The organism is Stenotrophomonas sp. 2619, from assembly GCF_040548725.1.
Taxonomy (GTDB): Bacteria; Pseudomonadota; Gammaproteobacteria; order Xanthomonadales; family Xanthomonadaceae; genus Stenotrophomonas; species Stenotrophomonas maltophilia_AP.
The window spans coordinates 38,116-61,456 of sequence record NZ_JBEPSF010000019.1; the positions used below are offsets into that span (position 1 = coordinate 38,116).

At 68.9% G+C, this 23,341-nt stretch carries 22 protein-coding genes; 4 read left to right on the plus strand and 18 right to left on the minus strand.

Translation table 11 applies throughout. From position 1 onward, the window contains the following. Positions 1-4: 4 nt before the first annotated feature. The 10 genes from ABIA71_RS17445 to ABIA71_RS17490 all read right to left on the minus strand — a co-directional run bounded on the left by ABIA71_RS17445 (position 5) and on the right by ABIA71_RS17490 (position 10,022). Entirely contained in the window at positions 5-667 is a 663-nt protein-coding gene (locus tag ABIA71_RS17445; RefSeq protein ID WP_502961276.1) for a DUF1287 domain-containing protein, read from the minus strand. Further along, positions 664-1,674: a symmetrical bis(5'-nucleosyl)-tetraphosphatase gene (locus ABIA71_RS17450; protein WP_258223634.1), complete on the minus strand. Its 1,011-nt coding sequence runs from the start codon at positions 1,672-1,674 to the stop codon at positions 664-666. The genes ABIA71_RS17445 and ABIA71_RS17450 overlap by 4 nt, the downstream gene beginning before the upstream one ends. Before the next feature lie 13 nt (positions 1,675-1,687). Further along, entirely contained in the window at positions 1,688-2,071 is a 384-nt protein-coding gene (gene apaG, locus ABIA71_RS17455; RefSeq protein WP_038690425.1) for a Co2+/Mg2+ efflux facilitator ApaG/CorD, read from the minus strand. 114 nt (positions 2,072-2,185) lie between these two features. Continuing rightward, positions 2,186-3,019 carry a 16S rRNA (adenine(1518)-N(6)/adenine(1519)-N(6))-dimethyltransferase RsmA gene (gene rsmA / locus ABIA71_RS17460; RefSeq protein ID WP_354286862.1) on the minus strand — a complete coding sequence of 278 codons (834 nt, stop codon included), beginning with the start codon at positions 3,017-3,019 and terminating at the stop codon, positions 2,186-2,188. Continuing rightward, on the minus strand, positions 3,016-3,996 hold the full coding sequence (gene pdxA / locus ABIA71_RS17465; RefSeq protein ID WP_354286864.1) for a 4-hydroxythreonine-4-phosphate dehydrogenase PdxA: 981 nt from the start codon (positions 3,994-3,996) through the stop codon (positions 3,016-3,018). The genes rsmA and pdxA overlap by 4 nt, the downstream gene beginning before the upstream one ends. Before the next feature lie 10 nt (positions 3,997-4,006). After that, positions 4,007-5,350 (minus strand): peptidylprolyl isomerase, encoded by a 1,344-nt coding sequence (locus ABIA71_RS17470; RefSeq protein ID WP_502961277.1) that lies wholly within the window; start codon positions 5,348-5,350, stop codon positions 4,007-4,009. Beyond that, entirely contained in the window at positions 5,347-7,803 is a 2,457-nt protein-coding gene (gene lptD / locus ABIA71_RS17475; protein WP_354286866.1) for an LPS-assembly protein LptD, read from the minus strand. The genes ABIA71_RS17470 and lptD overlap by 4 nt, the downstream gene beginning before the upstream one ends. Before the next feature lie 120 nt (positions 7,804-7,923). Further along, positions 7,924-8,835, minus strand: a complete 912-nt coding sequence (locus tag ABIA71_RS17480) for a histone deacetylase family protein (RefSeq protein ID WP_354286868.1) — start codon at positions 8,833-8,835, stop codon at positions 7,924-7,926. A gap of 34 nt (positions 8,836-8,869) precedes the next feature. Then, the gene (locus ABIA71_RS17485; protein ID WP_038690413.1) at positions 8,870-9,424 is read right to left on the minus strand and encodes a cob(I)yrinic acid a,c-diamide adenosyltransferase; all 555 of its coding nucleotides are present in this window, start codon (positions 9,422-9,424) and stop codon (positions 8,870-8,872) included. 13 nt (positions 9,425-9,437) lie between these two features. Then, positions 9,438-10,022 carry a hypothetical protein gene (locus tag ABIA71_RS17490; RefSeq protein WP_354286870.1) on the minus strand — a complete coding sequence of 195 codons (585 nt, stop codon included), beginning with the start codon at positions 10,020-10,022 and terminating at the stop codon, positions 9,438-9,440. 94 nt (positions 10,023-10,116) lie between these two features. Between ABIA71_RS17490 and ubiH the strand changes: the two genes are divergently transcribed. Beyond that, positions 10,117-11,322, plus strand: a complete 1,206-nt coding sequence (gene ubiH, locus ABIA71_RS17495; RefSeq protein ID WP_354286872.1) for a 2-octaprenyl-6-methoxyphenyl hydroxylase — start codon at positions 10,117-10,119, stop codon at positions 11,320-11,322. Then, positions 11,319-12,494, plus strand: coding sequence for a UbiH/UbiF family hydroxylase (locus ABIA71_RS17500; protein ID WP_354286874.1), 1,176 nt, complete (start codon positions 11,319-11,321; stop codon positions 12,492-12,494). The genes ubiH and ABIA71_RS17500 overlap by 4 nt, the downstream gene beginning before the upstream one ends. Positions 12,495-13,426: 932 nt before the next feature. On the opposite strand, the gene ABIA71_RS17505 is transcribed toward ABIA71_RS17500, so the two are convergent. The 4 genes from ABIA71_RS17505 to ABIA71_RS17520 all read right to left on the minus strand — a co-directional run bounded on the left by ABIA71_RS17505 (position 13,427) and on the right by ABIA71_RS17520 (position 17,459). Then, a complete protein-coding gene (locus tag ABIA71_RS17505) occupies positions 13,427-13,822 on the minus strand; it encodes an EF-hand domain-containing protein (RefSeq protein WP_354286876.1) in 396 nt (131 codons plus the stop codon). Between the two features lie 61 nt (positions 13,823-13,883). Next, positions 13,884-14,930, minus strand: a complete 1,047-nt coding sequence (gene rlmM / locus ABIA71_RS17510) for a 23S rRNA (cytidine(2498)-2'-O)-methyltransferase RlmM (protein WP_354286878.1) — start codon at positions 14,928-14,930, stop codon at positions 13,884-13,886. A gap of 24 nt (positions 14,931-14,954) precedes the next feature. Continuing rightward, entirely contained in the window at positions 14,955-15,515 is a 561-nt protein-coding gene (locus ABIA71_RS17515) for a nucleoside deaminase (RefSeq protein ID WP_354286880.1), read from the minus strand. A gap of 195 nt (positions 15,516-15,710) precedes the next feature. Continuing rightward, the gene (locus ABIA71_RS17520) at positions 15,711-17,459 is read right to left on the minus strand and encodes a glutamine--tRNA ligase/YqeY domain fusion protein (RefSeq protein WP_354286882.1); all 1,749 of its coding nucleotides are present in this window, start codon (positions 17,457-17,459) and stop codon (positions 15,711-15,713) included. 517 nt (positions 17,460-17,976) lie between these two features. Here ABIA71_RS17520 and ABIA71_RS17525 point away from each other — a divergent pair. Next, entirely contained in the window at positions 17,977-18,243 is a 267-nt protein-coding gene (locus ABIA71_RS17525) for a putative signal transducing protein (protein WP_038690397.1), read from the plus strand. A gap of 30 nt (positions 18,244-18,273) precedes the next feature. Then, positions 18,274-18,924: a peptide-methionine (S)-S-oxide reductase MsrA gene (msrA, locus tag ABIA71_RS17530; RefSeq protein WP_354286957.1), complete on the plus strand. Its 651-nt coding sequence runs from the start codon at positions 18,274-18,276 to the stop codon at positions 18,922-18,924. A 149-nt stretch (positions 18,925-19,073) separates the two neighbouring features. Here msrA and ABIA71_RS17535 read toward each other — a convergent pair whose 3' ends face one another. From ABIA71_RS17535 to ahpF, 4 genes are all read right to left on the minus strand, one after another. After that, positions 19,074-20,036, minus strand: a complete 963-nt coding sequence (locus tag ABIA71_RS17535) for a transaldolase (RefSeq protein ID WP_354286884.1) — start codon at positions 20,034-20,036, stop codon at positions 19,074-19,076. A gap of 47 nt (positions 20,037-20,083) precedes the next feature. Then, positions 20,084-20,491, minus strand: coding sequence for a nucleoside diphosphate kinase regulator (rnk, locus tag ABIA71_RS17540; protein WP_038690393.1), 408 nt, complete (start codon positions 20,489-20,491; stop codon positions 20,084-20,086). 139 nt (positions 20,492-20,630) lie between these two features. Next, positions 20,631-21,581 (minus strand): DNA-binding transcriptional regulator OxyR, encoded by a 951-nt coding sequence (gene oxyR, locus ABIA71_RS17545; RefSeq protein WP_354286886.1) that lies wholly within the window; start codon positions 21,579-21,581, stop codon positions 20,631-20,633. A gap of 86 nt (positions 21,582-21,667) precedes the next feature. Further along, positions 21,668-23,260 carry an alkyl hydroperoxide reductase subunit F gene (gene ahpF / locus ABIA71_RS17550; RefSeq protein WP_354286888.1) on the minus strand — a complete coding sequence of 531 codons (1,593 nt, stop codon included), beginning with the start codon at positions 23,258-23,260 and terminating at the stop codon, positions 21,668-21,670. Between the last annotated feature and the right edge of the window lie 81 nt (positions 23,261-23,341).

Sequence of the window (23,341 nt, forward strand, 5' to 3'; positions counted from 1 at the left end):
GCGCTCAGGCGGGCGGCCGGTAATGGCCGATGATGGTGTGGGCGAACAGCAGGTCTTCTTCCTGCGTGCCGCGCGCGATGTTGTGCAGGATCAGCGGGGTGCCGTCGCTGCGTCGCCGGTCGGAGACGATGCCTACGTGCAGCAGCCCGCTGCCGCTGAGCTTCCAGGCCACGATGTCCCCGGCGGCGAAGTCGGCCGCCTGGCGCGACGCGGGTTGCTGCCAGCCCTGGCGTTCGAACCAGCGCATCAGGTTGGGCACGCGGCGATGGTCGATGTTGCGGTCCGGCCGCGACAGCCCCCACAGCGCCGGGTAGGCGCTGAACGCACCGCGCATGTCCTCGTGGATACGTTGCTGCAGGTCCAGGCCCCGGGTGCGCAGGGCGCGCACGATCACATCGGTGCACACGCCGCCGTCGATGGGGACGTCGCCACCGGGATAGCCCAGGACGGCATAAGCCGGGTCGTAGCGCACGGTCTGCCCGATCTGGCTGCGGGCGGCGGCCACCAGCGGCGGTGATGGCCGCGACGAGGGCCGTGCGGTGGGGGTGGAGTCGGCGACCGGCGCGCTGGCGTCGCTCGCCGGGGTCGGGCTGCGCTGGCAGGCCATGCCGGCCAAGGCCAGTAGGGCGGCCAGGCCCACCCGCAGCCACCGCCCGGAACGCATCATGCCGGGGTGGGCGTGCTTCCGCCGGTGTCGCCGGCCGGTTCCGGGTTGCGGCGTTGCGACGGCTGGCCACGCGGGCCGCGTTCGCGACGCTGGCCCTGCGGCTGCCGCGGCGGTCGGCCGTTGCCCTGCGACTCGCTGTCGCCGGCCGGACGCCGTGCCGGCGGACGCGGCGGCGACACGGGCCGGGGCACATCGCGGCCCGGCACCTGCACCACGCGCAGCTCGTCGGTATCCAACTGCAACGCGGTGAGCTTGCCGCCCCATACCGCACCGGTATCGATGGCGTGCACGCCCTGGGTGATGGTCAGGCCCAGCGCGGACCAGTGACCGCACACGATCTTCAGGTCACGCTCGGCGCGGCCCGGCACTTCGAACCACGGGTACAGGCCCTGTTCCTGCGTGCCAGGCGTGCCCTTGTCCTCGATGCCGATGCGGCCACGCGGCGTGCAGTAGCGCATGCGCGTGAACAGGTTGATGATCGCGCGCGAGCGGTCGTATCCGGCCAGGCCGGGCGACCAGCTGGGCTTGTCGCCGTACATGTTGCGGAACAGCTTGCGGTAGCCGCTGCCGTGCAGTTGCACCTCCACTTCGCGGGCGTGCTTCTCGGCCAGCTGGGTGGTCCATTTCGGGGCCAGCCCGGCGTGGATCATCATCCAGCCCAGTTCGCGGTCCACGTGCGCCAGCTTCTGCAGGCGCAGCCAGTCCAGCAGTACGTCGCGGTCGTCGGCCTGCACGATGCGCAGCAGGTCCGGGTTGACCTTGCGCTGCTCTTCCTCGGTGCGGGCACCCACGGCCAGCAGGCTCAGGTCATGGTTGCCCAGCACCACCACGCTGCTGTCGCGCAGCGAATGGACCAGGCGCAGGGTTTCCAGCGACTGTCCGCCGCGGTTGACCAGGTCCCCGCAGAACCACAGGGTGTCCACCGCCGGGTCGAAGCGGATCTTCTCCAGCAACCGCTGGGTGACGTCGTAGCAGCCCTGCAGGTCGCCGATGGCCCATACACTCATGCGCGCGCCTCCATCAGTGCAGTGTGCGCGGAACGGTCAACACGAACGGCGCGATGGCGGCGGCGAACTCGGTGCCATCGTCGGCCACCATGTCGTAATGCCCCTGCATCGTGCCGTGTTCCGTTTCCAGCATGACACCGGAGGTGTAACGGAAGTCTTCACCCGGGCGCAGCCGCGGCTGCTCGCCGATCACCCCGTCGCCATCCACGTGCTCGATGCGGCCGTTGGCATCGGTGATGCGCCAGTGGCGTGCCACCAGGCGGGCGGCGACGCGGCCGTGGTTGTGGATGCGGATCGTGTAGGCGAACGCGTAGCGCCCGTCCTCCGGCGTGGACTGGTCGTCGAGGAAGCGCGGAGCGACCTCGACCGAGATCGCATAGTGTGCAGCGTCGTTCATGCAGGCAGTTTAGAGAATGTCGTGCAGTTTGAGGTGAGCGCGCCATTGAATGGCGCGCTCCTTCAGGGATTTCAAGCGGTTCTGCGTGCCTGCGTCCAGCGCAGGCCGGGGCGATCAGCCTTGCGGGGCGTCGTCGCCTGCCACCTGCGGAACGTTGGCCAGGGCGATGAACTGCGCCACCTCCAGCTGCTCGGCACGGGCATCGCTGCGCACGCCCGCAGCCTCGAACTGCTCGGGCGTGACCACCCCGTTCAGGGCGTTGCGCAGGGTCTTGCGGCGCTGCCCGAAGGCGGCCCGGACCACATCGGCGAAGCGCTTGCGGTCGATGATCCCGACCGTGTCCGGATCACGCGGCACCAGCCGCACCACGGCCGAGTCCACCTTCGGCGGCGGCCGGAAGGCACCCGGCGGCACCACGAACAGCGCGGTCACCTTGCACCAGGCCTGCAGCATCACGCTCAGGCGGCCGTAGACCTTGCTGCCCGGGCCGGCGGCCATGCGGTCCACCACTTCCTTCTGCAGCATGAAGTGCATGTCGCGGATCACGCCGGCATGCTCCATGGCGTGGAACAGGATCGGCGAGGAGATGTTGTAGGGCAGGTTGCCCACCAGCCGGATCTGGCCGTCGCCGGCGAGCTCGGTGAAGTTCACCTGCAGCACGTCGCGGTGCACGATGGTCAGTTCGCCCAGCGGTTCAGCGGCGGCGGTCAGGGGCGCGATCAGGTCGCGATCGAACTCGATCACGGTCAGGCGCGGATGGCGGCGCAGCAGCGGCAGGGTAATGGCACCCTGGCCCGGGCCGATCTCGACCAGGCGGTCGTCGTCCTTCGGGTTGACCGCCAGCACGATCTTGTCGATGTAGCTGCGATCGGCCAGGAAGTGCTGGCCCAGCTGCTTTTTGGGCGGCGCGGTGAACCCGCCGGCCGAGGAGGAATACGAGGAAGTCATGGCACCATCTTACGTTGCCGCGCCAGCCGGGCACACAGCGCGGTGGCAGCGAGGAGGCTGGAAGGGTCGGCGATGCCCCGGCCGGCCATGTCCAGCGCGGTGCCGTGGTCGACGGCCACCCGCGGATAGGGCAGGCCCAGGGTGATGTTGACGGCCTGTTCGAAGCCGCTGTACTTGAGCACCGGCAGGCCCTGGTCGTGGTACATCGCCAGCACGGCGTCGAAGCCGGCCAGCTTGGCCGGCAGGAACGCGGTGTCGGCCGGCAGCGGGCCGATCAGGTCCATGCCCTGGCCGCGCAGGCGCTCCATCAGGGGAATGATCAGGTCCAGCTCTTCACGACCCAGGTGGCCGTCTTCCCCTGCATGCGGGTTCAGGCCAAGCACCGCGATGCGCGGCGCGGCGATGCCGAAGTCGCGCTGCATGGCGGCGTGCACGGTGTGCAGGGTGCGCGCCAGGCCCTGCGCGGTGACGGCGTCGGCCACCGCGCGCAGCGGCAGGTGGGTGGTGGCCAGGGCCACGCGCACGATGTCGTTGGCCAGCATCATCACCACCTCCACGCCGGCCTGGTCGGCCAGCAGTTCGGTGGTGCCGCTGTAGGCAATGCCGCCCTGGTTGATCACCGCCTTGTGCACCGGGCCGGTCACCACACCATCCAGTTCACCGGCCAGGCAGGCCTGGCCGGCCTGCAGCAACGCGCCGATCACCGCGACGGCATTGGCCGGATCGGCGTGGCCGAAGCGCGAGGGGACGGCATTGCGCACCGCGCGCACGCGCAGATCGCCCGGCTGGCGGGCGATGGCATCTTCAGGCAGGAGCTGCAGCGGCAGCGACAGCGCCGCGGCAGCGGCGTGCAGGGTGTCCGGGTCGGCGAAGGTCAGCAGCCGGCACTCGGTGCGCGGCTGTTGGGCCAGGCGGATGCAGAGTTCCGGACCGATCCCGGCGGGCTCGCCCGGTACCAGAGCGAGCTGCGGGATCATCCGGGCATCCTCAGGACTGCGGCGGCGGGGTGGTGCCGGTGGCGTCCGCGCCGGTACGCAGGTTGACGTAGGCTTCGCCACGCAGTTCCTGCAGGTAGCGGTTGTACTCTTCTTCCAGCTTGCGGCGGCCGATGGTCTCGCGGATCTGGGCACGCTGGTTGTCGGTGGTGGCATCGGTCTGGCGCGTGGCAACGCGCTGCACGATGTGCCAGCCGGCATCGGTACGGAAGGCCGGGCTCACGCCACCGTCTTCCACGCCAGCCACCTGCTTGCCGAAGTCCGGGCCGAAGGCATCGGCCGGGAACCAGCCCAGATCGCCGCCCTGGCCCTTGCTGTTGTTGTCGTCCGACGCTTCCTTGGCCACGGCCTGGAAATCGGCGCCGCCGGCAATGCGCGCGCGCAGCGTTTCGATCTTGGCCTTGGCCGCCGCGTTGTCCTGCTGGTCGGTCACACGCACCAGGATATGGCGGGCATGGTATTCGGTGATGGTCTGGCCGCTGGCGGCGGCGCTGGCGTCGCGTACTTCCACCAGCTTCAGCAGCTGGAAGCCGCTCGGGCCGCGGATCGGGCCGACCACGTCGCCGGCCTTCATCTGCGCCATCATCTGCGCGAATGCGTTGGGAATTTCATCCAGCGAACGCCAGCCCAGGTCGCCGCCTTCCAGCGCGTTGGGGCTGTCCGAATAGCGGACGGCGGCGGCGTTGAAGTCCAGTTCACCCTTGTCCAGCAGTGCCTTGACGCCATCGGCCTTCTTCTGGCCGGTGCTGATCTGATCGGCGGTCGCGCCTTCCGGCAGGCCGATCAGGATGTGGGCCAGATGGTACTGGGTGCCCACCGAGGCCTGCTGCTTCAGCGCGGCGTCCACTTCACCCTCGCTGACACTGATGCGGCTCTGCGCGAAGCTCTGGCGCAGGCGCTGCACGGTGATTTCATCGCGGACCGAGTTGCGGAAATCGTTGAAATCGATGCCGTCATGGGCCAGGCGCTGGCGCAGGGCGTCCAGGTTGGAGCCGTTCTGCTGGGCGATCGCGTTCAGGGCCTGGTTGAGCTCCTGGTCGCCGATCTTGATCCCGCTGCTCTGGGCGCGCGCCACCTGCAGCTTGACCAGCACCAGGCGTTCAAGCACCTGGCGGCTCAGCACGTCTTCCGGCGGCAGCTGGTTCTCACGACCGGCGTACTGCGCCTTGATGTTCTGGATCGCACGGTCCAGTTCGCTCTGCAGCACCACGTCTTCATCGACGATGGCGGCAATGCGGTCCAGCGGCTGGCTCTGCTGGGCCAGCACCTGCAGCGGTGCCGAGACGGTGGATACCGCCAGCAGGGAAGCGAGTAGAACGGGAAGGGTCTTGGTCATGGGATCTGATTCGGATCGTAGTCGTCGCGGTCGGCCCCGGTGTTGCTGGGCGGCACGAGATAGAGGTCGTCTCGGTAGTACCCGAGAATAGCACGGCGCAAGGTGCGGTCCGTGTTCTGGCCGATGGAGCTCAAGCCCTTGAGCACGAACTCGATCTGGAAGGAATTGTTCAGCTCGCCCTCGCGGTTGCGCACGTAGCGGCGGGCGATGGCGCGAACAGCCAGGCAGCAGCTGTCCCACTGCACGCCGCCGATGATTTCCAGCGGCTTCTTGTCTTCGATGGAGTAGTAATAGCGGCCCACCAGGCTCCAGCGCGGGCTGATCGGGTACAGGAAGGACAGGTCGACCTGTTCAAGCAGCGTGCGTTCTTCCTTGGTCGCGGTGATCGGCGCTGCCGCGTTGATGCGGTAGCGGTAGGTCAGGTTGACGACGCCGTCGTTGGACATCAGGTACCGCGCCCGCAGGCTGGCCAGGTCCTCGCGCTTGTACTTGGGATCCCACTGGTAGGTGGCCCCCAGCGTCCAGCGGTCGTTGACGGCGTAATTGGCATCGGCGATCCACGCCGACTTGCCCTGCTCGACCTGGGCCTGCTGGCCCGGCAGGGTGACCCGCGAATCATCGAAGTACAGGATCTGGCCGATGCTGCCGGAGAAGCGCTCGCGACCGGTGGTCTGGTCGATGAAGCGGGTGCTCAAGGCCATGGTCAGCTGGTTGGCATCGTTCTGGCGGTCGGCGCCGGTGTAGCGCGAATCGCGGAACAGCTGGCCCCAGCTGAAGGTGAAGTCGCGGGTGTCGAAGACCGGCAGCTCGCTCTGGTCGCGATAGGGCGTGCGCAGGTAGAACAGGCGCGGTTCCAGGGTGTGCAGGAACGACTTGCCGCCGATGGTGGTCTCGCGGTCGAAGAACATGCCCGCATCGAGGCTGGCCACCGGCAGGCTGCGACTGGGCGAGGTGTTGCCGCGCAGCTGCTCCGGGGTAGCGGTGGTCGGGTCGATACCCGCGTCGACCAGCGCCTGGCGGCGGACCTGGTCGGCCAGGCCCTGCTCGAGGTCGTAGGCGGTGTAGCGGTAGGCCAGCGTCGGGGTCACGTACCACGACGGCCCGCTGAAGGGCAGCGACACGTAGGGTTTGACGTCCAGGCGCGACCCGTTGAAGCGCGGATCCACCACGCCGGAGCGGAGGTACTCGCCGTCTCCATCGATGATCTTGCGGCGGTTGTCGTCGTGGGTGAAGCGCACGGCTTCGGTATACACGCCCGCTTCCAGCCACGGCAGCAGCGGCTTGTCCCAGTTGAAGAACGCGCGCGGCTGGCGCGCATACGGCAGCGAGTCTTCAGTCAGGGTGTAGTCGGTGAGCTGCCAGTAATCGGCCATCAGGCCGCCGGTCCAGTTCTCACCGGTGCCGTAGATACCCACCTGGCTCTGCAGGTTCGACGCGGTCACCCCCAGCAGCTTGCTGGAGAAGTCCTCGGTATACCGCTCGTCGCTGACCCAGGCGATATTCGCGCGCGCCTGCCAGTTGCCGTTGATGTTGTGGTAGCCCTCGAACTCGACCCGGCCACGATCCTTGTCACGCAGCTTGTCGTTGGGCAGGTAGGCGGTCAGCAACGTGCCGCGGCCACCGTCGTAGAGATAGCGGAACTCGTTGTCGAGCATCAGGCCGCGCTTGCTCATGTAGCGCGGGGTCAGGGTGTCGTCGTAGTTCGGCGCCAGGTTGAAGTAGATCGGCTGGGCGTAATCGAAGCCGTTGCGCCCGGACAGGCCCAGCTGCGGGTACAGCAGGCCGGTCTGGCGACGGTCGTCGATCGGGAACTTGAAGTACGGCGCCCACAGCACCGGCACCTTGCCGATCCGCAGCACGGCGTTGCGCGCGGTGCCGAAGCCCTCGTCGTTGTCCACTTCGATCTGCGGCGCCGACAACTTCCAGACCGGCTGGGACGGGTCGCAGGTGGTGTAGGTGGAGCGGTGCATCTGCCCGACCGCACCCTGCAGGTCCACCGATTCGGCGCCACCGTTGCCACGGCGATCCACCAGCTGGTACTGGATGTCGCTGATCTTGTGGGTGTCCGCTTCCTGGTTGCCTTCGGCCCGCTTGGCCACCATCCGGATCGAGGAGTCCTGGTAGCGGACGTTGCCCTCGGCGATGTAGTTGCCGCTTTCGGTGTCGAAGCTCAGGTGGTCGGTGCCCAGGAACTGGTCGCCGCGCTTGAGCGCGACGTTGCCCTGGTATTGCGGCACCGTGGACGTGCCAAACAGCTGGTCGCCCTCGATGTCGGTGTCCTGCTGGTCGCGCGTGGCGGCCGCGGCCTTGTCGGCCTTGGGCGCATCGTCGAACACGGGCAGCACGTCGGTGGCCGGGCACAGGCCCCAGTTCACCGGTTTGTCGTCGGCCATGGCCGGCAGGCAGATGGCGATGCTCAGGGGGAGAGGCAGCAGACGGAGGGCTCGGCGCACGCGGGAGTCGGATTCGGGGGAAAACGGATCGTAGCTTGCCCCATCCCTTGCATAGGGGCAATGAAGGCCTTGCCCGGCCAAGGGTTCAGGTTCATGCGCGGTCCGGACCGGCGCAGGGCCTCAGCGCAGCTGGCCGACGTGGGCCACGCTGCATTCGGCCAAGGCCTGCAGGTCGTATCCGCCCTCCAGCATGGACACCACCCGGCCACCGCCATGACGCCGGGCCAACCCGCGCAACTCGGCGGTGATCCAGGCGAAATCGTCGGTTTCCAGCATCAGGTCCGCCTGCGGATCGCGCAGATGCGCATCGAAACCGGCCGAGATCAGCAGCAGCTGCGGGCGGAAATCGTCGATGGCCGGCAGCATTTCATCGGCCCAGGTGTTGCGGAAGCGGAACCCGCCGCTGCCCGGGGGCAGCAGAATGTTCATCAGGTTGCCGGCACCGCGGTCGCGGCGCAGCCCGGAGTTGGGAAACAGCCCGGCCTGGTGGGTGCTGTAGTAGGCCACGCCGGGGTCGGCGATGAAGATGTCCTGGGTGCCGTTGCCGTGGTGCACGTCGAAATCGACGATGGCGATGCGTTCCAGACCGTAGCGGTCGCGCGCGTAGGCGGCGGCCACGGCGATGTTGTTGAGCAGGCAGAAGCCCATTGCGGTGCTGGCGGTGGCGTGGTGGCCGGGCGGGCGCACCGCGCAGAAGGCGACCGGGTCATCGCCCAGCATCACCGCATCCACGGCGGCCACGCCGGCACCGGCGGCATGCAGGGCCGCGCTGGCCGAGCCGGGCGAGGTCAGGGTGTCCATGTCGATCTGGCGCAGCGGCTCGGTCTGGGCCTTGAGCACCAGGTCGATCAGCTCGCTGTCGTGGACGCGGGCCAGCTCGCCAAGCTTGGCCGGCGGCGCCTGGCGCCAGTCCAGCTGGTCGGGGAAGGCGGCGTGCAGGGCATCGAGCACCACCTGCAGGCGCTGCGGGGATTCGGGGTGGCCGCGGCCGGGATCGTGTTGCAGACAGGCAGGGTGGGTAAAGACCAGCATGCGGGCAGGGGTTCCGGTGGGGCGGCGGGAGGGCTCAGGCGTGGCGGCGTTCGTGCCGCCACACCACCTCGCCGTGCCCGTCGGCGCGGGCCAGCACCCGGGCCAGCACGAACAGCAGGTCGGAAAGGCGGTTGAGGTAGCCGATGGCTTCGGCGCGCACCGGCTCCAGGCGCGCCAGGGTCACCGTTTCGCGCTCGGCCCGGCGCACGATGGTGCGGGCCAGGTGGCAGCGCGCGGCGGCCTCGCCGCCCGCCGGCAGGATGAAGTCCTTCAAGGCCGGCAGGTCGGCGTTGTAGTGATCGAGCTGCTGCTCCAGTGCGTCGATGTCGGCGGCCTGGATGGCGGCGTGGCCGGGAATGCACAGCTCCCCGCCCAGGTCGAACAGCTGGTGCTGCACGGTGGTCAGCAGCGCCCGCACGTCGTCGGGCAGGGCGACCGCCAGCAGCACGCCCAGCGCCGAGTTGGCTTCGTCCACGGTGCCGTAGGCGTTGACCCGCTGGGCATCCTTGGGCACCCGGCTGCCGTCGCCGAGCCCGGTGCTGCCGTCATCGCCGGTGCGGGTGTAGATGCGTGAAAGCCGGTTGCCCATGCGTGCCGACAGCTCAGCGCAGGACGTCGTGGCGCGCCTGCAGCAGCTTGACGACCTGTTCGGTGGTCAGCTGCAGCGCGGCGGCCAGGCCGACATAGATCGCGGCGGTACGCAGGTAGGGCACGAACCAGTCGGCGTAGTTCTTCAGCCAACCGGCGACGGTCGGGTTGGGCACCATGTCGCTGCTCCAGTAGAAACCGCCCTGCGCGAACAGGTGGCAGACCGCCACTGCCGCCACCAGCAGCAGGGCCGCCTTGCCCAGCGTGATCCACTGGGCGCCGCGGTACCCCTGGCGCAGCAGCATGCCGCCGGCCCACATGGAGAAGTACGCCGGCAGCAGCATCCAGGTGCCGGGCGAGACGCAGTAATGCTGCAGGTACTGCTGGCCGCTGCTGCGGATCACCAGGATGTCGATCACGATGGCCAGCGCCATCAACAGCGGGAACGCCCAGCGGGTCCAGCTGCGCAGGTAGAACCCGCCGATGAAGAACACGGCCCAGGAGGCATCCGGGATCGCCATGAAGTGATTGACCCGGGTGGCGGCCATCAGCAGTACGAGCACGGACAGGACGAAGGCGCGTTGGGCGGTGGTGGACATGGCAGCCACGGGAAAGGGTCAGGCATTCATTCTAGCGCCTGCTGCGGCAGGCCGCCGCACGCGCCGGGAACGGCCCAGCGCTTATCATGGCGGCATGAGTGAACGACATGACGTAGTGATCGTGGGCGGCGGGCTGGTCGGTGCCAGTCTGGCCATTGCGCTGGACCGCGCCGGGCGCGACGTCGGGCTGGTGGAAGCGACCCCGGCCGGAACCCTGCCGACGGTGTTCGACCAGCGCAACCTCAGCTTCGCTGCCGCCACGGTCAATGCCCTCACCGCGTTGGGCGTGATGCAGCGGCTGGGCACCGCGCCCGGCGCGATCACCCGCATCCATGTCAGCCGTGCCGGCGATTTCGGCCGGGTGCAGATGGACGCCGCGCAGTACCAGCGGCCGTGGTTCGGCCAGGTGGTGGTGGCGCGTGATTTCGGCACCGCGCTGGAAACCTGCCTGCAGGCGCTGTCGCACCTGACCCGCTACCGCCCGGCGCGCTTCGTGCGGCTGGGCGCCACCGTCGACGGGTACCGCCAGGTGTTCATTGCCGACGACAGCGGCGAGCGCTGCCTGCTGGCGCGGCTGGTGGTGGGCGCCGACGGCACCCGCAGCGGCGTGCGCGAAGCGCTGGGCATCGGCGTGGACGAACACGATTTCGAGCAGACCCTGTTCGTGTCGCGGGTGCGGGGTGCGCGTGCGCCCGATGGCACGGCCTACGAGCGGTTCACCGACACCGGCCCCACTGCGCTGTTGCCGCGCGGGGATCGCCACTTTGGCGCCGTGCACGGCGTGGCCCGCGACCAGGCCGACGCAGTACACGCGCTGGACGATGCGGCGTGGCTGCAGCGCCTGCAGGACGCGATCGGCTGGCGCGCCGGGCGGCTGCTGGAAAGCGGCCCGCGCAGCGCCTACCCGCTGATCCAGGTGCTGACCCAGGCGTTGGTGGGCGAGCGTGCCGTGCTGCTGGGCAACGCCGCGCAGACCATCCACCCGTTGGGTGCGCAGGGCTTCAACCTGGGCCTGCGCGACGCCCTGACCCTGGCCGAACTGGTGGCCGATGCGCAGGATCCGGGCAGCGACACGCTGCTGCAGGCGCACGTGGCACGCCGCGCCGAAGACCGCGCGCAGACCATCGCCTTCTCCGGCGGGTTGGCCCGCCTGACCAGCAATCGGGCACCGCTGATGCGGCCGTTGCGCAGCCTGGGGTTGCTGGCCGCACAGGCCACCCCGATGCAGTCGATGCTGGTCGGTGGCGCGATGGGCTTCCGTGGCGAAGTACCGGCGCTGTGCCGTGGAGCAGGCGCATGAGCCGGCGCGCGCGCGATGTGATCGTGGTGGGCGGCGGCGTGGTAGGCGCGGCCTGTGCGCTGGCCCTGGCCGACACCGGCCTGCAGGTCACCCTGGTGGAAGGCCGCGAACCGGCCCCGTGGCAGCCACAACAGCCCGACCTGCGCGTGTATGCGTTTGCGCCGGACAACGCGGCCTTGCTGGCTGCGCTCGGGGTATGGCCGGCCGTCACTGCGGCGCGCGCCTGTGCTTACCGACGCATGCGCGTGTGGGACGCTGGCGGCGGCGATGAACTGCGCTTCGATGCCGACCATCTTGGTCGCGAACAGTTGGGCTGGATCGTGGAGAACGACCTGCTGGTGGACCGCCTGTGGGCGGCGCTGCCGGCGGCCGGAGTGCAGGTGTGCTGCCCGGCGCGGGTGGAAGCGCTGGAGCAGGATGCCGACGGCGTGCGCCTGCGGTTGGAGGATGGCCGCCGGCTGGAAGCATCGCTGGCCATCGCCGCCGACGGGGCCGAATCCACGCTGCGCCGTCTGGCCGGGCTGGAGGTCAGCCGCCAGGACTATGGCCAGCGCGGCGTGGTCGCCTACGTGGACAGCGAGAACGACAACGAAGCCACCGCCTGGCAGCGCTTCCTGGTGACCGGTCCGCTGGCGGTGCTGCCCATTGCCGGACAGCGCAGCTCGATTGTCTGGACCCTGCCCGACGCCGAGGCCGAGCGTGTGCTGGCGCTGGACGAGGCGGCCTTCGGGCGTGAACTCACCCAGGCCTTCGCCGGGCGGCTGGGGGCGATGACCCTGGCATCGCGGCGCGCGGCCTTCCCGTTGCGCCGCCAGCTGGCCACCGGCTATGTGGCCGGGCGCGTGCTGGCGTTGGGCGATGCCGCGCACGTGGTGCACCCGCTGGCAGGGCAGGGCGTCAACCTGGGCCTGCGCGACGTGGCCGCGCTGCGGATGCTGGTCCTGCAGGCGCAGCAGCGCCGCCAGGACTGGATGTCACCGCACCGGCTGCAGCGCTGGGCGCGTGAACGGCGTAGCGAGAACACCGTGGCCGCCTACAGTTTCGATGCGATCAACACCGTGTTCTCCAACGACGAGCTGCACCTCACCCTGGCCCGCGGCCGGATGTTGGGCTGTGCCGGCAAGCTGCCGCCACTGGTGTCGATGTTCTGGAAACGCGCCGCCGGCGTGTAAGGCCACGCAGCCGGGCAGAGCCCGGCGCTACGTGGTTGTGGCGGTGCTCGCGCAGCGAGCGTCCGTAGCGCCGGGCTCTGCCCGGCCTGTGTCAGGCAATTGGGGATGCTGGCAACGCGCAGCCGGGCAGAGCCCGGCGCTACGTGGTTGTGGCGGTGCTTGCGCTGGGAGCGGCCGTAGCGCCGGGCTCTGCCCGGCCTGTGTCAGGCAATTGGGATGCTGGCAACCCGCAGCCGGGCAGAGCCCGGCTCTACGTGGTTGTGGCGGTGCTCGCGCAGCGTGCGGCCGTCGCGCCGGGCTCTGCCCGGCCCGTGTCAGGCAATTGGGATGCTGGCAACGCGTAGCCGGGCAGAGCCCGGCGCTACGTGGTTGTGGCGGTGCTCGCGCTGGGAGCGGCCGTGGCGCCGGGCTCTGCCCGGCCTGTGTCAGGCAATGGGGATGCTGGCAACGCGCAGCCGGGCAGAGCCCGGCTCTACGTGGTTGTGGCGGTGCTTGCGCAGCGTGTGGCCGTAGCGCCGGGCTCTGCCCGGCCTGTGTCAGGCAATTGGGATGCTGGCAACGCGCAGCCGGGCAGAGCCCGGCGCTACGTGGTTGTGGCGGTGCTGGCGCTGGGAGCGGCCGTCGCGCCGGGCGCTGCCCGGCCTGGGTCAGGCAATTGGGATGCTGGCAACGCGCAGCCGGGCAGAGCCCGGCGCTACGTGGTTGTGGCGGTGCTTGCGCAGCGTGCGGCCGTCGCGCCGGGCTCTGCCCGGCCTGTGTCAGGCAATTGGAGATGCTGGCAACGCGCAGCCGGGCAGAGCCCGGCGCTACGTGGTTGTGGCGGTGCTCGCGCAGCGTGCGGCCGTCGCGCCGGGCTCTGCCCGGCCGGTGTCAGGCAATTGGGGATGCTGGCAACGCGCAGCCGGGCAGAGCCCGGCGCTACGGTGTGTGCTTCAGTCGGTCAGCCAGCCGGCCAGGTCGGCGCGGTCCAGCTTGCCGCGCCGCTTTACATCCAAGGCGCCGAACTCATCGGCCAAGGCCGGGTTGGCCTGGGCTTCGGCGCGGCTGATGAAGCCATCGCCATCGGTGTCCAGCGTCGCGAACGCGAACCGGTACTGGCCCACCACGCTCACCGGCTGCACCGACCGCACCGTCACCGCCGCCTCGCCCGCCGGCGCCGCCAAGGTCACCTGGTGGGTCACCCGGCCCTCGGAAAGCGACTGCGTGCGCACGCTGGCGGGTACGTCGCGCAGCGGTTCGCTTACCGCCGGCGACGGCGTGTAGGCCTGGGCCAGGGCGAGCGAGGGCAGCAGGCACAACAGCAGGGACAGGGCAGGGCGACGTTGCATGCAGACTCCGTGTTTGACGTGGGCGGATAGCGCCGGGCCATGCCCGGCTGTACCGCGTTGATCACCGCAGCGGCGAGGCCAGCACCGTGATTTCCTCACGGTCGTGGTACAGCTGCTTGGCCCGTACCACCAGCGGCTTGCCGGCCTGTTCCTGGAACAGGTCCAGGCACAGGCGGGTTTCATCCCAGCGCTTCTTCATCGGCAGCTTGAGGTTGAAGATCGCATGCTTGCACCAGCCTTCGCGGAACCAGGTGGCCATGCGCTCGGCGACCCGGCGCGGCTGTTCCACCATGTCGCAGACCATCCAGTCCAGCGGCGTGTCCGGCTGCCAGTGGAAGCCGTCGGCGCGCAGGTGTTCCACCAGCCCGGTCTCCAGCACGTGCTCACGCAGCGGGCCGTTGTCCACGCTGATCACCTTGACGTGCTGGCGGGTCAACACCCAGGTCCAGCCGCCGGGCGCGGCGCCCAGGTCGGCCGCGCGCATGCCCGGTTTGACCAGCTGTTCGCGTTCCTCCGGGGTGAGCAGGGTGAGCAGGGCCTCGTCCAGTTTCAACGCCGACCGCGACGGTGCATCGGGCAGCAGTTTCAGGCGCGGAATGCCCAGCGCCCACGGCGCGCTGTCGCGGGTGTCGCTCACGCAGACGAACGCATGCCGGCCATCGACGAACACGACGTGCACGCGCGGCAGCGCGGTGTTGGCCTTGTCGGTGAGCAGGCCAGCCTTGCGCAGCGCCGGGCGCAGCGCATTGCCGAACGCGCGCGCCAGGCCGGCCAGCGGCTTGCCTTCGTCCGAGTCGGGGTGCTCCACCCACATGTCGCCAAAGCGCTGCTGACCCTGCAGGGCGGCGAGGATCGGGGTGATGCGGTCGCTGGGGTCCAGCTCACGCAGTTCGGCCAGCACCACCAGCTTCTGGCGCGCGAAGATCAGCGACCGCCACGGCAGCGCCTTGGACAGCGCGGCGCCTTCGTCGGTGGCGAACAGCACGTAGCCGTCGTTGCGCTGGGTGCGTGCATAGCCGGCGATGCCGGCATAGGCGGCACGCTCGGACAGTTCACCGGCCAGTTCCGGCTCGAACCCCTGGCGGCACAGACACAGCAGGCCGCTCATCGCAGCGCGCCCGAGGCGCGGCGGTCAGTAATGCGCACCGTTGATCTCCCCGTACTGGCGCAGCACGGCGCGCGCGGCATCGCGTTCGATGTCGCGCACCACTTCGATGCCGCGCTTGTTGAGTTCACCGACCCAGTCGGCCGGCAGCGGGCCTTCATCGAACGGCGTGAGTTCTTCCACGTCCTGCGCGCTGGCACCGATCAGCAGCCGGTCGATGCCGGCCCAGATGGTGGCGCCGTAGCACTGGCAGCACGGCTGCGAAGACGTGGCCAGGGTGATCGGGCTGAGCACCGCGTTCAGGCGCGGGGTCTGCAGGCGCTGCTGGGCCAGCATGTAGGCCATGTTTTCGGCATGGGCCAGCGAGGTGCTGTGCGGCACTACGCGGTTGACGCCGGCGGCGATGACGCGGTGGTCCGGGCCGAACACCACCGCGCCGAACGGGCCGCCGGTTTCCGCCTCGACATTCAGGCGCGACAGCTCGATCGCCAGGGCGACCTTGGCAGCATCGTCGGGATACACACGGGCCAGGTCGATCTGGTCGTGGATCCAGGCGGGCAGGGTGAGGTGGACTTGCGCGTACAGCATCGGGGCGTGGGCCTCTTCAAATATGGAGCAGCGGCAGTGTATCGGGCCGCGCGTAGGGATGCCGTGTCCGCGCTGAACGCGGCCACGGTGCGGGGGGCGCAGGGGATGCGCCGCTGGCGTGGGGAGTGGCGACGCGGCACCGCGGGTGGGGGGCCGCGCAGCAAGGTGGCCGGTGCCTGGCACCGGCCTGCCGCGTTATGCCGACCAGGTATCGCGCAGGGTCACGCTGCGGTTGAACACCGGCGTGGTGGCGGTGTGGTCGCGGCGGTCGGCGACGAAGTAGCCGGTGCGCTCGAACTGGAACGATTGCTCCGGCGTGGCGGTGGCGGCGGCCGGCTCGACATAGCCGGTGACGGTGCGGCGCGAGTCGGGATTGAGGTAATCGCGGTAGGTCTTGCCGTCGGTTTCGTCGTCCGGATTGGGCACCGAGAACAGGCGGTCGTACAGGCGGATTTCGGCCGGCACCGCGTGCACCGCGCTGACCCAGTGGATGGTGCCCTTGACCTTGCGGTTGGCGCCTTCCATGCCCGGGCGCGATTCCGGGTCCAGCCAGCCGCGCAGTTCGGTGATGGTGCCATCGGCGTCCTTGATCACTTCATCGCAGCGGATGATGCCCGCGCCGCGCAGGCGCACTTCGCCGCCCGGCACCAGGCGCTTCCAACCCTTGGGCGGAATCTCGGCGAAGTCCTCGCGCTCGATCCACAGTTCGCGGGCGAACGGCACCTCGCGGGTACCGAAGGCCTCGTCCTTGGGGTGGTTGGAGAAGGTCAGCGTTTCGGCGTGGCCCTCCGGCAGGTTGGTCAGCACCAGCTTGACCGGGTCGACCACGGCCATGCGGCGCGGCGCGGCACTGTCCAGGTCTTCGCGCAGCGCGCCTTCGAGCACGCTGAAGTCGATCAGCGAATTCTGCTTGCTGATGCCCACGCGCTCGACGAACAGGCGCATCGCCGCCGGGGTGTAGCCGCGGCGGCGCAGGCCCTGCAGGGTCGGCATGCGCGGGTCTTCCCAGCCGTCCACCAGCTGTTCGGTGACCAACGCCATCAGCTTGCGCTTGCTCATCACCGTGTAGTTGATGTTCAACCGCGAGAACTCGATCTGGCGCGGCTTGGCCGCCTCACGCGGCAGGCCGCGCTCGACCAGCGGGGCGGTCAGCGCGTCGTCGTGGGCGAAGTCGACGTTGTCCACGCACCAGTCATACAGCGGGCGGTGGTCTTCGAATTCCAGCGTGCACAGCGAGTGGGTGATGCCTTCCAGCGAATCGCCCAGCGCGTGCGCGAAGTCGTACATCGGGTAGATCGGCCAGGCGTTGCCGGTGTTCTGGTGTTCGACGTGCTTGATGCGGTACAGCGCCGGGTCGCGCAGGTTGATGTTGCCGCTGGCCATGTCGATCTTGGCGCGCACGGTGCGGGCACCGTCGGGGAACTCACCGGCGCGCATGCGCGCGAACAGGTCCAGGTTTTCCTCGACGCCGCGCTCGCGGTACGGCGACGGGCGGCCCGGCTCGGTCAGGGTGCCGCGGTAGGCGCGCACTTCCTCGGCCGACAGGTCGCACACGTAGGCCTTGCCGTCGCGGATCAGCTTCTGGGCGGCCAGGTAATAGGCATCGAAGTAATCCGACGCGTGGCGCAGCTCGTTCCACTCAAAGCCCAGCCAGCGCACGTCGTCCTGGATGGCGGCCACGTACTCGGGGTCTTCCTTGGCCGGGTTGGTGTCGTCGAAGCGCAGGTTGCACACGCCGCCGAACTCGCCGGAAATGCCGAAGTTCAGGCAGATCGACTTGGCATGGCCGATGTGCAGGTAGCCGTTGGGCTCGGGCGGGAAGCGGGTCTTGATCGCGGCATGCTTGCCCGCGGCCAGGTCCTCACGGACGATCTGACGGATGAAATCCCGCTTTTCGTGGGTTTCCGGAAGGGCGTCGGTGGGGGCGGCAATAGGCTCGGACATGGTGCGCGGTCGCAGTCTGAAAGGCAGAAAGACCAACAGTTTAGCCTGTCGGGACGCGCCATCGCATTCGCGCTGTCGCCCCACGCGTTGCTGCGCAAATCGCGGGCGCCTTTTCGCGGTCCCCCAGGCCCCGCGCCTTCGGCGCCGCCCCCTGACTCATGGGGCTCCGCCGGACGCTCTCCGGTAGTGCCGGCCGCTGGCCGGCTCTGCACAGGGCCGGCAGTACGAGGAGCCGGCCAGCGGCCGGCACTACCGGGGCGCGCCATCGCATTGGTGCTGAGGAGCCGGCCAGCGGCCGGCAGTACCGGGGCGTGCCATCGCGTTGGTGCTGAGGAGCCGGCCAGCGGCCGGCAGTACCGGGGCGTGCCATCGCATTGGTGCTGAGGAGCCGGCCAGCGGCCGGCACTACCCATCCGGGCGATGCGGCCGGTTCCCGGGACGCGTCCCGGCCGTTCGCGGGTCGGCACGCCTTCAGCCCCCGGGGGTATGCTGGGGTCACACCCGCCGGAGCCCGCCCATGCACGTGATCTACCAGGCCGATAACCTGTTTGACGCCCATCTGGTCAAGCACGCGCTGGAGGATGCGGGTATCCCCGCGTTCGTGTTCGGCGAGTCACTGCTGGGCGGGATGGGCGAGCTGCCGCTGTTCGGGGTGCTGCGGGTGTGCGTGCCCGACCTGGCCCGGCCGGAGGCCGAGGGCATCGTGGCCGGGCTCGACTTGGGTGGCGCCCCGGACGACCCCATATTCGACGGTGACGAAAGCGCCGGCCTGTTGCCGGCCTAGGAGACCGCCATGTTGGGAATTGCCAAGGGCCTGTTGGGCATCGGTGCGTTCAAGCAACGCCTGCCGCGCCCGGACGAGGCGCTGCCGGGCCGGGACCACCCGCTGCCGCTGCACAACCAGCATTACGTCAACAGCCACCCGCTCAAGGACGGTTTCGCCGGCCTGCAGCGTATCCGCGTGGCGATGGGCTGTTTCTGGGGCGCCGAGCGCAAGTTCTGGACGCTGCCGGGCGTGTATTCCACCTCGGTGGGCTACGCCGGCGGTTCCACCCCGAACCCGACCTACGAAGAGGTCTGTTCCGGCATGACCGGGCACACCGAGATCGTGGAGGTGGTATTCGACCCGGCCATCATTTCGCTGGGCCAGGTGCTGCAGGTGTTCTGGGAGAACCATGACCCCACCCAGGGCATGCGCCAGGGCAACGACACCGGCACCCAGTACCGCTCGGCCATCCATGCCACCAGCCAGGCCCAGTTCGACTCGGCCATCGCCAGCCGCGACGCCTACCAGCAGCGTCTGGACGAGGCCGGCCTGGGCGCGATCACCACCGAGATCGAATTTCCGGCCCCGGCGTACTACTACGCCGAGGACTATCACCAGCAGTACTTGGCCAAGAACCCGAACGGGTACTGCGGGATCGGCGGCACAGGGGTGAGTTGCCCGATTGGTGTGGATGCCTGAGCGATGCGGTAGAGCCGACCGTTGGTCGGCTGCCGTTGCAGTGACGTGGGAGCAGCCGACCAACGGTCGGCTCTGCCCCGGTTGTTGATGGTTGAGAAAGCAAAAGGCCCCGCAGTGCGGGGCCTTTTGTCGTCCAGAAACCGGCGCGCTTACAGCCGTTCGCGGATCGTCTGGCGCAGCGCTTCCAGGTCCTTGGCGAACGCGTCGATACCGGTGGCCAGCTTCTCGGTGGCCATCGGGTCGGCGGCCAGGTCGGCCGCAAAGCGTGCTTCGTCGATCGCCGCCGCCTGCACCGGCTCGGCCGCACCGGCCACCAGCTTGCGCGGCAGCGCACCGTGGTCGGCGTCCAGCTTCTCCAGCAGGTCCGGCGAAATGGTCAGCCGATCGCAGCCGGCCAGTGCCTCGATCTGCGCGGTCGAACGGAACGACGCGCCCATCACCACCGTCGGCGAACCGCGGCGCTTGAACTCGGCGTACACCCCGCGCACGAACACCACGCCCGGGTCGGCGTCGATGTCAGCCGGGGCCTGCCCATTGGCCACGTACCAGTCCAGGATGCGACCGACGAACGGCGAAATCAGGAACGCGCCGGCTTCGCTGCAGGCCAGCGCCTGGGTCGGATTGAAGATCAGCGTCAGGTTGCAGTCGATGCCCTCGGCCTGCAGCACGCGCGCTGCCTCCACGCCCGCCCACGTCGCGGCGATCTTGATCAGCACCTTGCTGCGCGGCACGCCGGCCGCCTCGTACATCGCAATGAACTGGCGCGCCTTGGCCACCGTTGCGGCGGTGTCGTGGGCCTGGTCGGCGTCCACCTCGGTGGACACCCGGCCCGGCACCAGCGAGCTCAGCAGCGTGCCCACGCCCACCGTCAGGCGGTCGGCCACGGCGTGCACGATGGTCTCGCGGTCGCCGGTCTGCTCACGGCCCCAGGCCAGTTCGCGCTCGATCAGGTCCGCGTACACCGGCAGGTCCAGCGCTTTCTTCACCAGGGTCGGGTTGGTCGTGCAGTCGACCGGCTTCAGGCGCTTGATCGCCTCATAGTCGCCGGTATCGGCTACCACGACGGACAGATCACGCAGCTGGCTGAGCTTGGACGGAGAAACGGTGTTCATTGCGACTCCTGGTACGAAAACGGGAACCCTGCGTCGGGGCAGGAAGGTCAGGCGTGGGGCTGGTTGTGGACGGCAGTCACGCGCAGGCGCAGCTTGCGGCCACCCGGTGCGTCCCAATCCATGGTCTGGCCGACCGACAGGCCCAGCAGTGCGGTACCCACCGGCGCAAGGATGGACACCTTGCCCTGTTCAACATCGGCTTCGCGCGGATAGACCAGCGTCAGCACGTGCTTTTCGTTCTGCAGCTCATCTTCGCATTCCACGCGCGAATGCATCATGACGGTGCCGTCGGGAATCTGGTCCGGCGCCACCACCGTGGCACGGTTGAGCTCCTTGGCCAGCGCCACGGCGGCCGGGGTCTGGCTGACGGCGGGGGATTCAAGCATGGCGTCCAGACGATCCATGTCGTGGCTGGAAACGATGATCGACGGGGGAAGTCCGCTGGAAGTGGACATGTAAAGCTCCTTGCGAGTAATGATGGCCCATGCAAAAGGCGGCGCCTGCTGGCGCCGCCTGGGTTCTATTGTGCTGCCTATCGAAGTTGGATGCGACCCGTGCGGCACAGGGACCGCTGCAGCCGGTTCAGCCGGCCTGTCAGGCGTTGCCGCGCGCTGTCATGGACACGCCGGAATCGGTGTTGTCCAGCGTGAACAGCTCCTGCGGCAGGCGTTTGAACTGCTGTGCCAGCTGCTGCAGGAAACCGGTCATGGCCGAACTGCGGCGCCACGCCATGGCAATGCGCCGGCTGGGCCGGTCATCGCCCTGGAAATCGAGCAGGCGGATGTTCTCCGAACGCGGTACCGGCGGCTTCACCGACAGGGTGGGCAACAGCGTGATGCCCACGTCGGCCGCGACCATCTGGCGCAGCGTCTCCAGGCTGGTGGCGCGGAACTCGGACTTCTCATTGGCACCGAACAGGCGGCAGACCGCCAGCGCCTGGTCGCGCAGGCAGTGCCCGTCTTCCAGCAGCAGCAGCTTCTGGGTGGACAGCTCCTGCACGTCCAGGTGGTGCCGGCGGGCCAGCGGGTGCTGCCCGGAGACGGCCAGCAGGAACGGTTCTTCGAACAGGAATTCGGCGTGCAGCTGGTCGTCGTCCAGCGGCAGCGCCAGCAACGCGGCATCCAGCTTGCCTTCGCGCAGCCGCGCCAGCAGTTCGTCGCTCTTTTCTTCCACCAGCAGCAGTTCCAGCTGCGGGAAGCGCTCGCGGATGTTGGGAATTACGTGCGGCAGCAGGTAGGGGCCCAGCGTGGGGAAAATGCCCAGCCGCACCGTCCCGGCTTCGGGATCGCGGCTGCGCCGTGCGGCTTCTTTCAGCTGCTCGACTTCGGCCACGATGGTGCGCGCACGCGCCGCCGCTTCAACCCCGGCGGGCGTGAGCATGACTTTGCGTGGCGCACGCTCGACCAGGGGCAGGCCCAGCTCGTCCTCCAGCTTGCGGATCTGGGTGGACAGGGTGGGCTGGCTGACGAAGCACGCCGCCGCGGCGCGGCCGAAGTGCCGGTGGTCGGCAAGCGCCACCAGGTATTTCAGATCACGTAGGTTCATTTCCTTGGACCTCTAAGCGGTAATGGACCGGGTGACGGCGTGGCTTACCCAGCAGGTGGGTCCCGGCGAACCGGGACCCCGACGTTTCAGGCAGCTTCGGCGACAGCGCCGCTGCTCTTGGGAACGGATGTGCGGATCAGGTGATCAAAAGCACTCAGTGCGGCGGTCGAACCGGCGCCCATCGCGATGATGATCTGCTTGTACGGAACGGTAGTGCAATCGCCTGCCGCGAACACGCCCGGCACGCTGGTCTGGCCCCGGTCGTCGATCACGATCTCGCCACGCGGCGACAACGCCACCGAGCCCTTCAACCACTCGGTGTTGGGCAGCAACCCGATCTGCACGAAGATGCCTTCGAGTTCGATCCGGTGCGCATCGCCACCAACGCGGTCCTTGTAGACCAGCCCGGTCACCTTCTGACCATCGCCCAGCACTTCCTGGGTGAGGGCGCTGGTGATGATGGTGACGTTGCCCAGGCTACGCAGCTTCTTCTGCAACACTTCATCGGCCCGGAGTTTGTCATCAAATTCCAGAAGGGTCACATGCGACACCAGGCCAGCCAGGTCGATCGCCGCTTCCACGCCGGAGTTGCCGCCGCCCACCACCGCCACGCGCTTGCCCTTGAACAGCGGGCCATCGCAGTGCGGGCAGTACGCCACGCCCTTGTTGCGGTACTGGTCTTCGCCGGGCACGTTCATCTGGCGCCAGCGCGCACCGGTGGACAGGATCACCGTGCGCGACTTCAACACCGCGCCGTTCTCCAGCGTGATCCCCACCAGGCCGTCATCGCCGGCCGGGGTCAGCGCCGTGCCGCGCTGCAGGTTCATGATGTCCACCTCGTACTCGCGCACGTGCTGTTCCAGCGCCGTGGCCAGCTTCGGGCCCTCGGTTTCCTTGACAGAGATGAAGTTCTCGATCGCCATGGTGTCCAGCACCTGGCCACCGAAACGCTCCGCCGCCACGCCGGTGCGGATGCCCTTGCGCGCGGCATAGATCGCCGCGGCGGCACCGGCCGGACCACCGCCGATCACCAGCACGTCAAAGGGTGCTTTGGCGGCGATCTTCTCGGCGTCGCGTTTGGCCGAACCGGTGTCCAGCTTGGCCACGATCTGCTCCAGGGTCATGCGGCCCTGGTCGAACATCTCCCCGTTGAGGTACACGGTGGGCACCGACATGATCTGGCGCGCCTCGACCTCGGCCGGGAACAGGCCGCCGTCGATCGCCACGTGCTGGATGCGCGGGTTGAGCACCGCGGCCAGGTTCAGCGCCTGCACTACGTCCGGGCAGTTCTGGCAGGACAGCGAGAAATAGGTTTCGAACTTCAGCTCGCCTTCCAGACCCTGCACCTGCTCGATCAGCTCGGCGGTGGCCTTGGACGGGTGACCGCCCACCTGCAGCAGCGCCAGCACCAGCGAGGTGAACTCGTGGCCCATCGGCAGCCCGGCGAACGCCAGGTGGATGTCCTGGCCCGGGGTGGTCAGCGCGAACGACGGGGTGCGCTCGCTGCTGTCGCGGCGCACGTCCAGGGTGATCTGCGCCGACAGCGCGACCAGCGTGTTCAGCAGCTCCAGCATTTCCTGCGACTTGGCGCCGTCATCCACGTGCGCCGTGATCTGGATCGGACGGGTGACACGTTCCAGGTAGGTCTTCAGCTGGGACTGGAGGTTGGCATCCAACATCGAAAAACTCCTTGATTCAGGCAAGCAGACGGCGTCGACGAACCCCGTGGGTGCATCTGCGCGACATGGGGGTGAACCCAA

Bases quoted from the DNA above. Each gene is read 5' to 3' on its own strand.
- ABIA71_RS17445 (WP_502961276.1), bottom strand. From the start codon at position 667: ATGATGCGTTCCGGGCGGTGGCTGCGGGTGGGCCTGGCCGCCCTACTG.
- ABIA71_RS17450 (WP_258223634.1), bottom strand. From the start codon at position 1,674: ATGAGTGTATGGGCCATCGGCGACCTGCAGGGCTGCTACGACGTCACC.
- apaG (WP_038690425.1), bottom strand. From the start codon at position 2,071: ATGAACGACGCTGCACACTATGCGATCTCGGTCGAGGTCGCTCCGCGC.
- rsmA (WP_354286862.1), bottom strand. From the start codon at position 3,019: ATGACTTCCTCGTATTCCTCCTCGGCCGGCGGGTTCACCGCGCCGCCC.
- pdxA (WP_354286864.1), bottom strand. From the start codon at position 3,996: ATGATCCCGCAGCTCGCTCTGGTACCGGGCGAGCCCGCCGGGATCGGT.
- ABIA71_RS17470 (WP_502961277.1), bottom strand. From the start codon at position 5,350: ATGACCAAGACCCTTCCCGTTCTACTCGCTTCCCTGCTGGCGGTATCC.
- ABIA71_RS17480 (WP_354286868.1), bottom strand. From the start codon at position 8,835: ATGCTGGTCTTTACCCACCCTGCCTGTCTGCAACACGATCCCGGCCGC.
- ABIA71_RS17485 (WP_038690413.1), bottom strand. From the start codon at position 9,424: ATGGGCAACCGGCTTTCACGCATCTACACCCGCACCGGCGATGACGGC.
- ABIA71_RS17490 (WP_354286870.1), bottom strand. From the start codon at position 10,022: ATGTCCACCACCGCCCAACGCGCCTTCGTCCTGTCCGTGCTCGTACTG.
- ubiH (WP_354286872.1), top strand. From the start codon at position 10,117: ATGAGTGAACGACATGACGTAGTGATCGTGGGCGGCGGGCTGGTCGGT.
- ABIA71_RS17500 (WP_354286874.1), top strand. From the start codon at position 11,319: ATGAGCCGGCGCGCGCGCGATGTGATCGTGGTGGGCGGCGGCGTGGTA.
- ABIA71_RS17505 (WP_354286876.1), bottom strand. From the start codon at position 13,822: ATGCAACGTCGCCCTGCCCTGTCCCTGCTGTTGTGCCTGCTGCCCTCG.
- rlmM (WP_354286878.1), bottom strand. From the start codon at position 14,930: ATGAGCGGCCTGCTGTGTCTGTGCCGCCAGGGGTTCGAGCCGGAACTG.
- ABIA71_RS17515 (WP_354286880.1), bottom strand. From the start codon at position 15,515: ATGCTGTACGCGCAAGTCCACCTCACCCTGCCCGCCTGGATCCACGAC.
- ABIA71_RS17520 (WP_354286882.1), bottom strand. From the start codon at position 17,459: ATGTCCGAGCCTATTGCCGCCCCCACCGACGCCCTTCCGGAAACCCAC.
- ABIA71_RS17525 (WP_038690397.1), top strand. From the start codon at position 17,977: ATGCACGTGATCTACCAGGCCGATAACCTGTTTGACGCCCATCTGGTC.
- ABIA71_RS17535 (WP_354286884.1), bottom strand. From the start codon at position 20,036: ATGAACACCGTTTCTCCGTCCAAGCTCAGCCAGCTGCGTGATCTGTCC.
- rnk (WP_038690393.1), bottom strand. From the start codon at position 20,491: ATGTCCACTTCCAGCGGACTTCCCCCGTCGATCATCGTTTCCAGCCAC.
- oxyR (WP_354286886.1), bottom strand. From the start codon at position 21,581: ATGAACCTACGTGATCTGAAATACCTGGTGGCGCTTGCCGACCACCGG.
- ahpF (WP_354286888.1), bottom strand. From the start codon at position 23,260: ATGTTGGATGCCAACCTCCAGTCCCAGCTGAAGACCTACCTGGAACGT.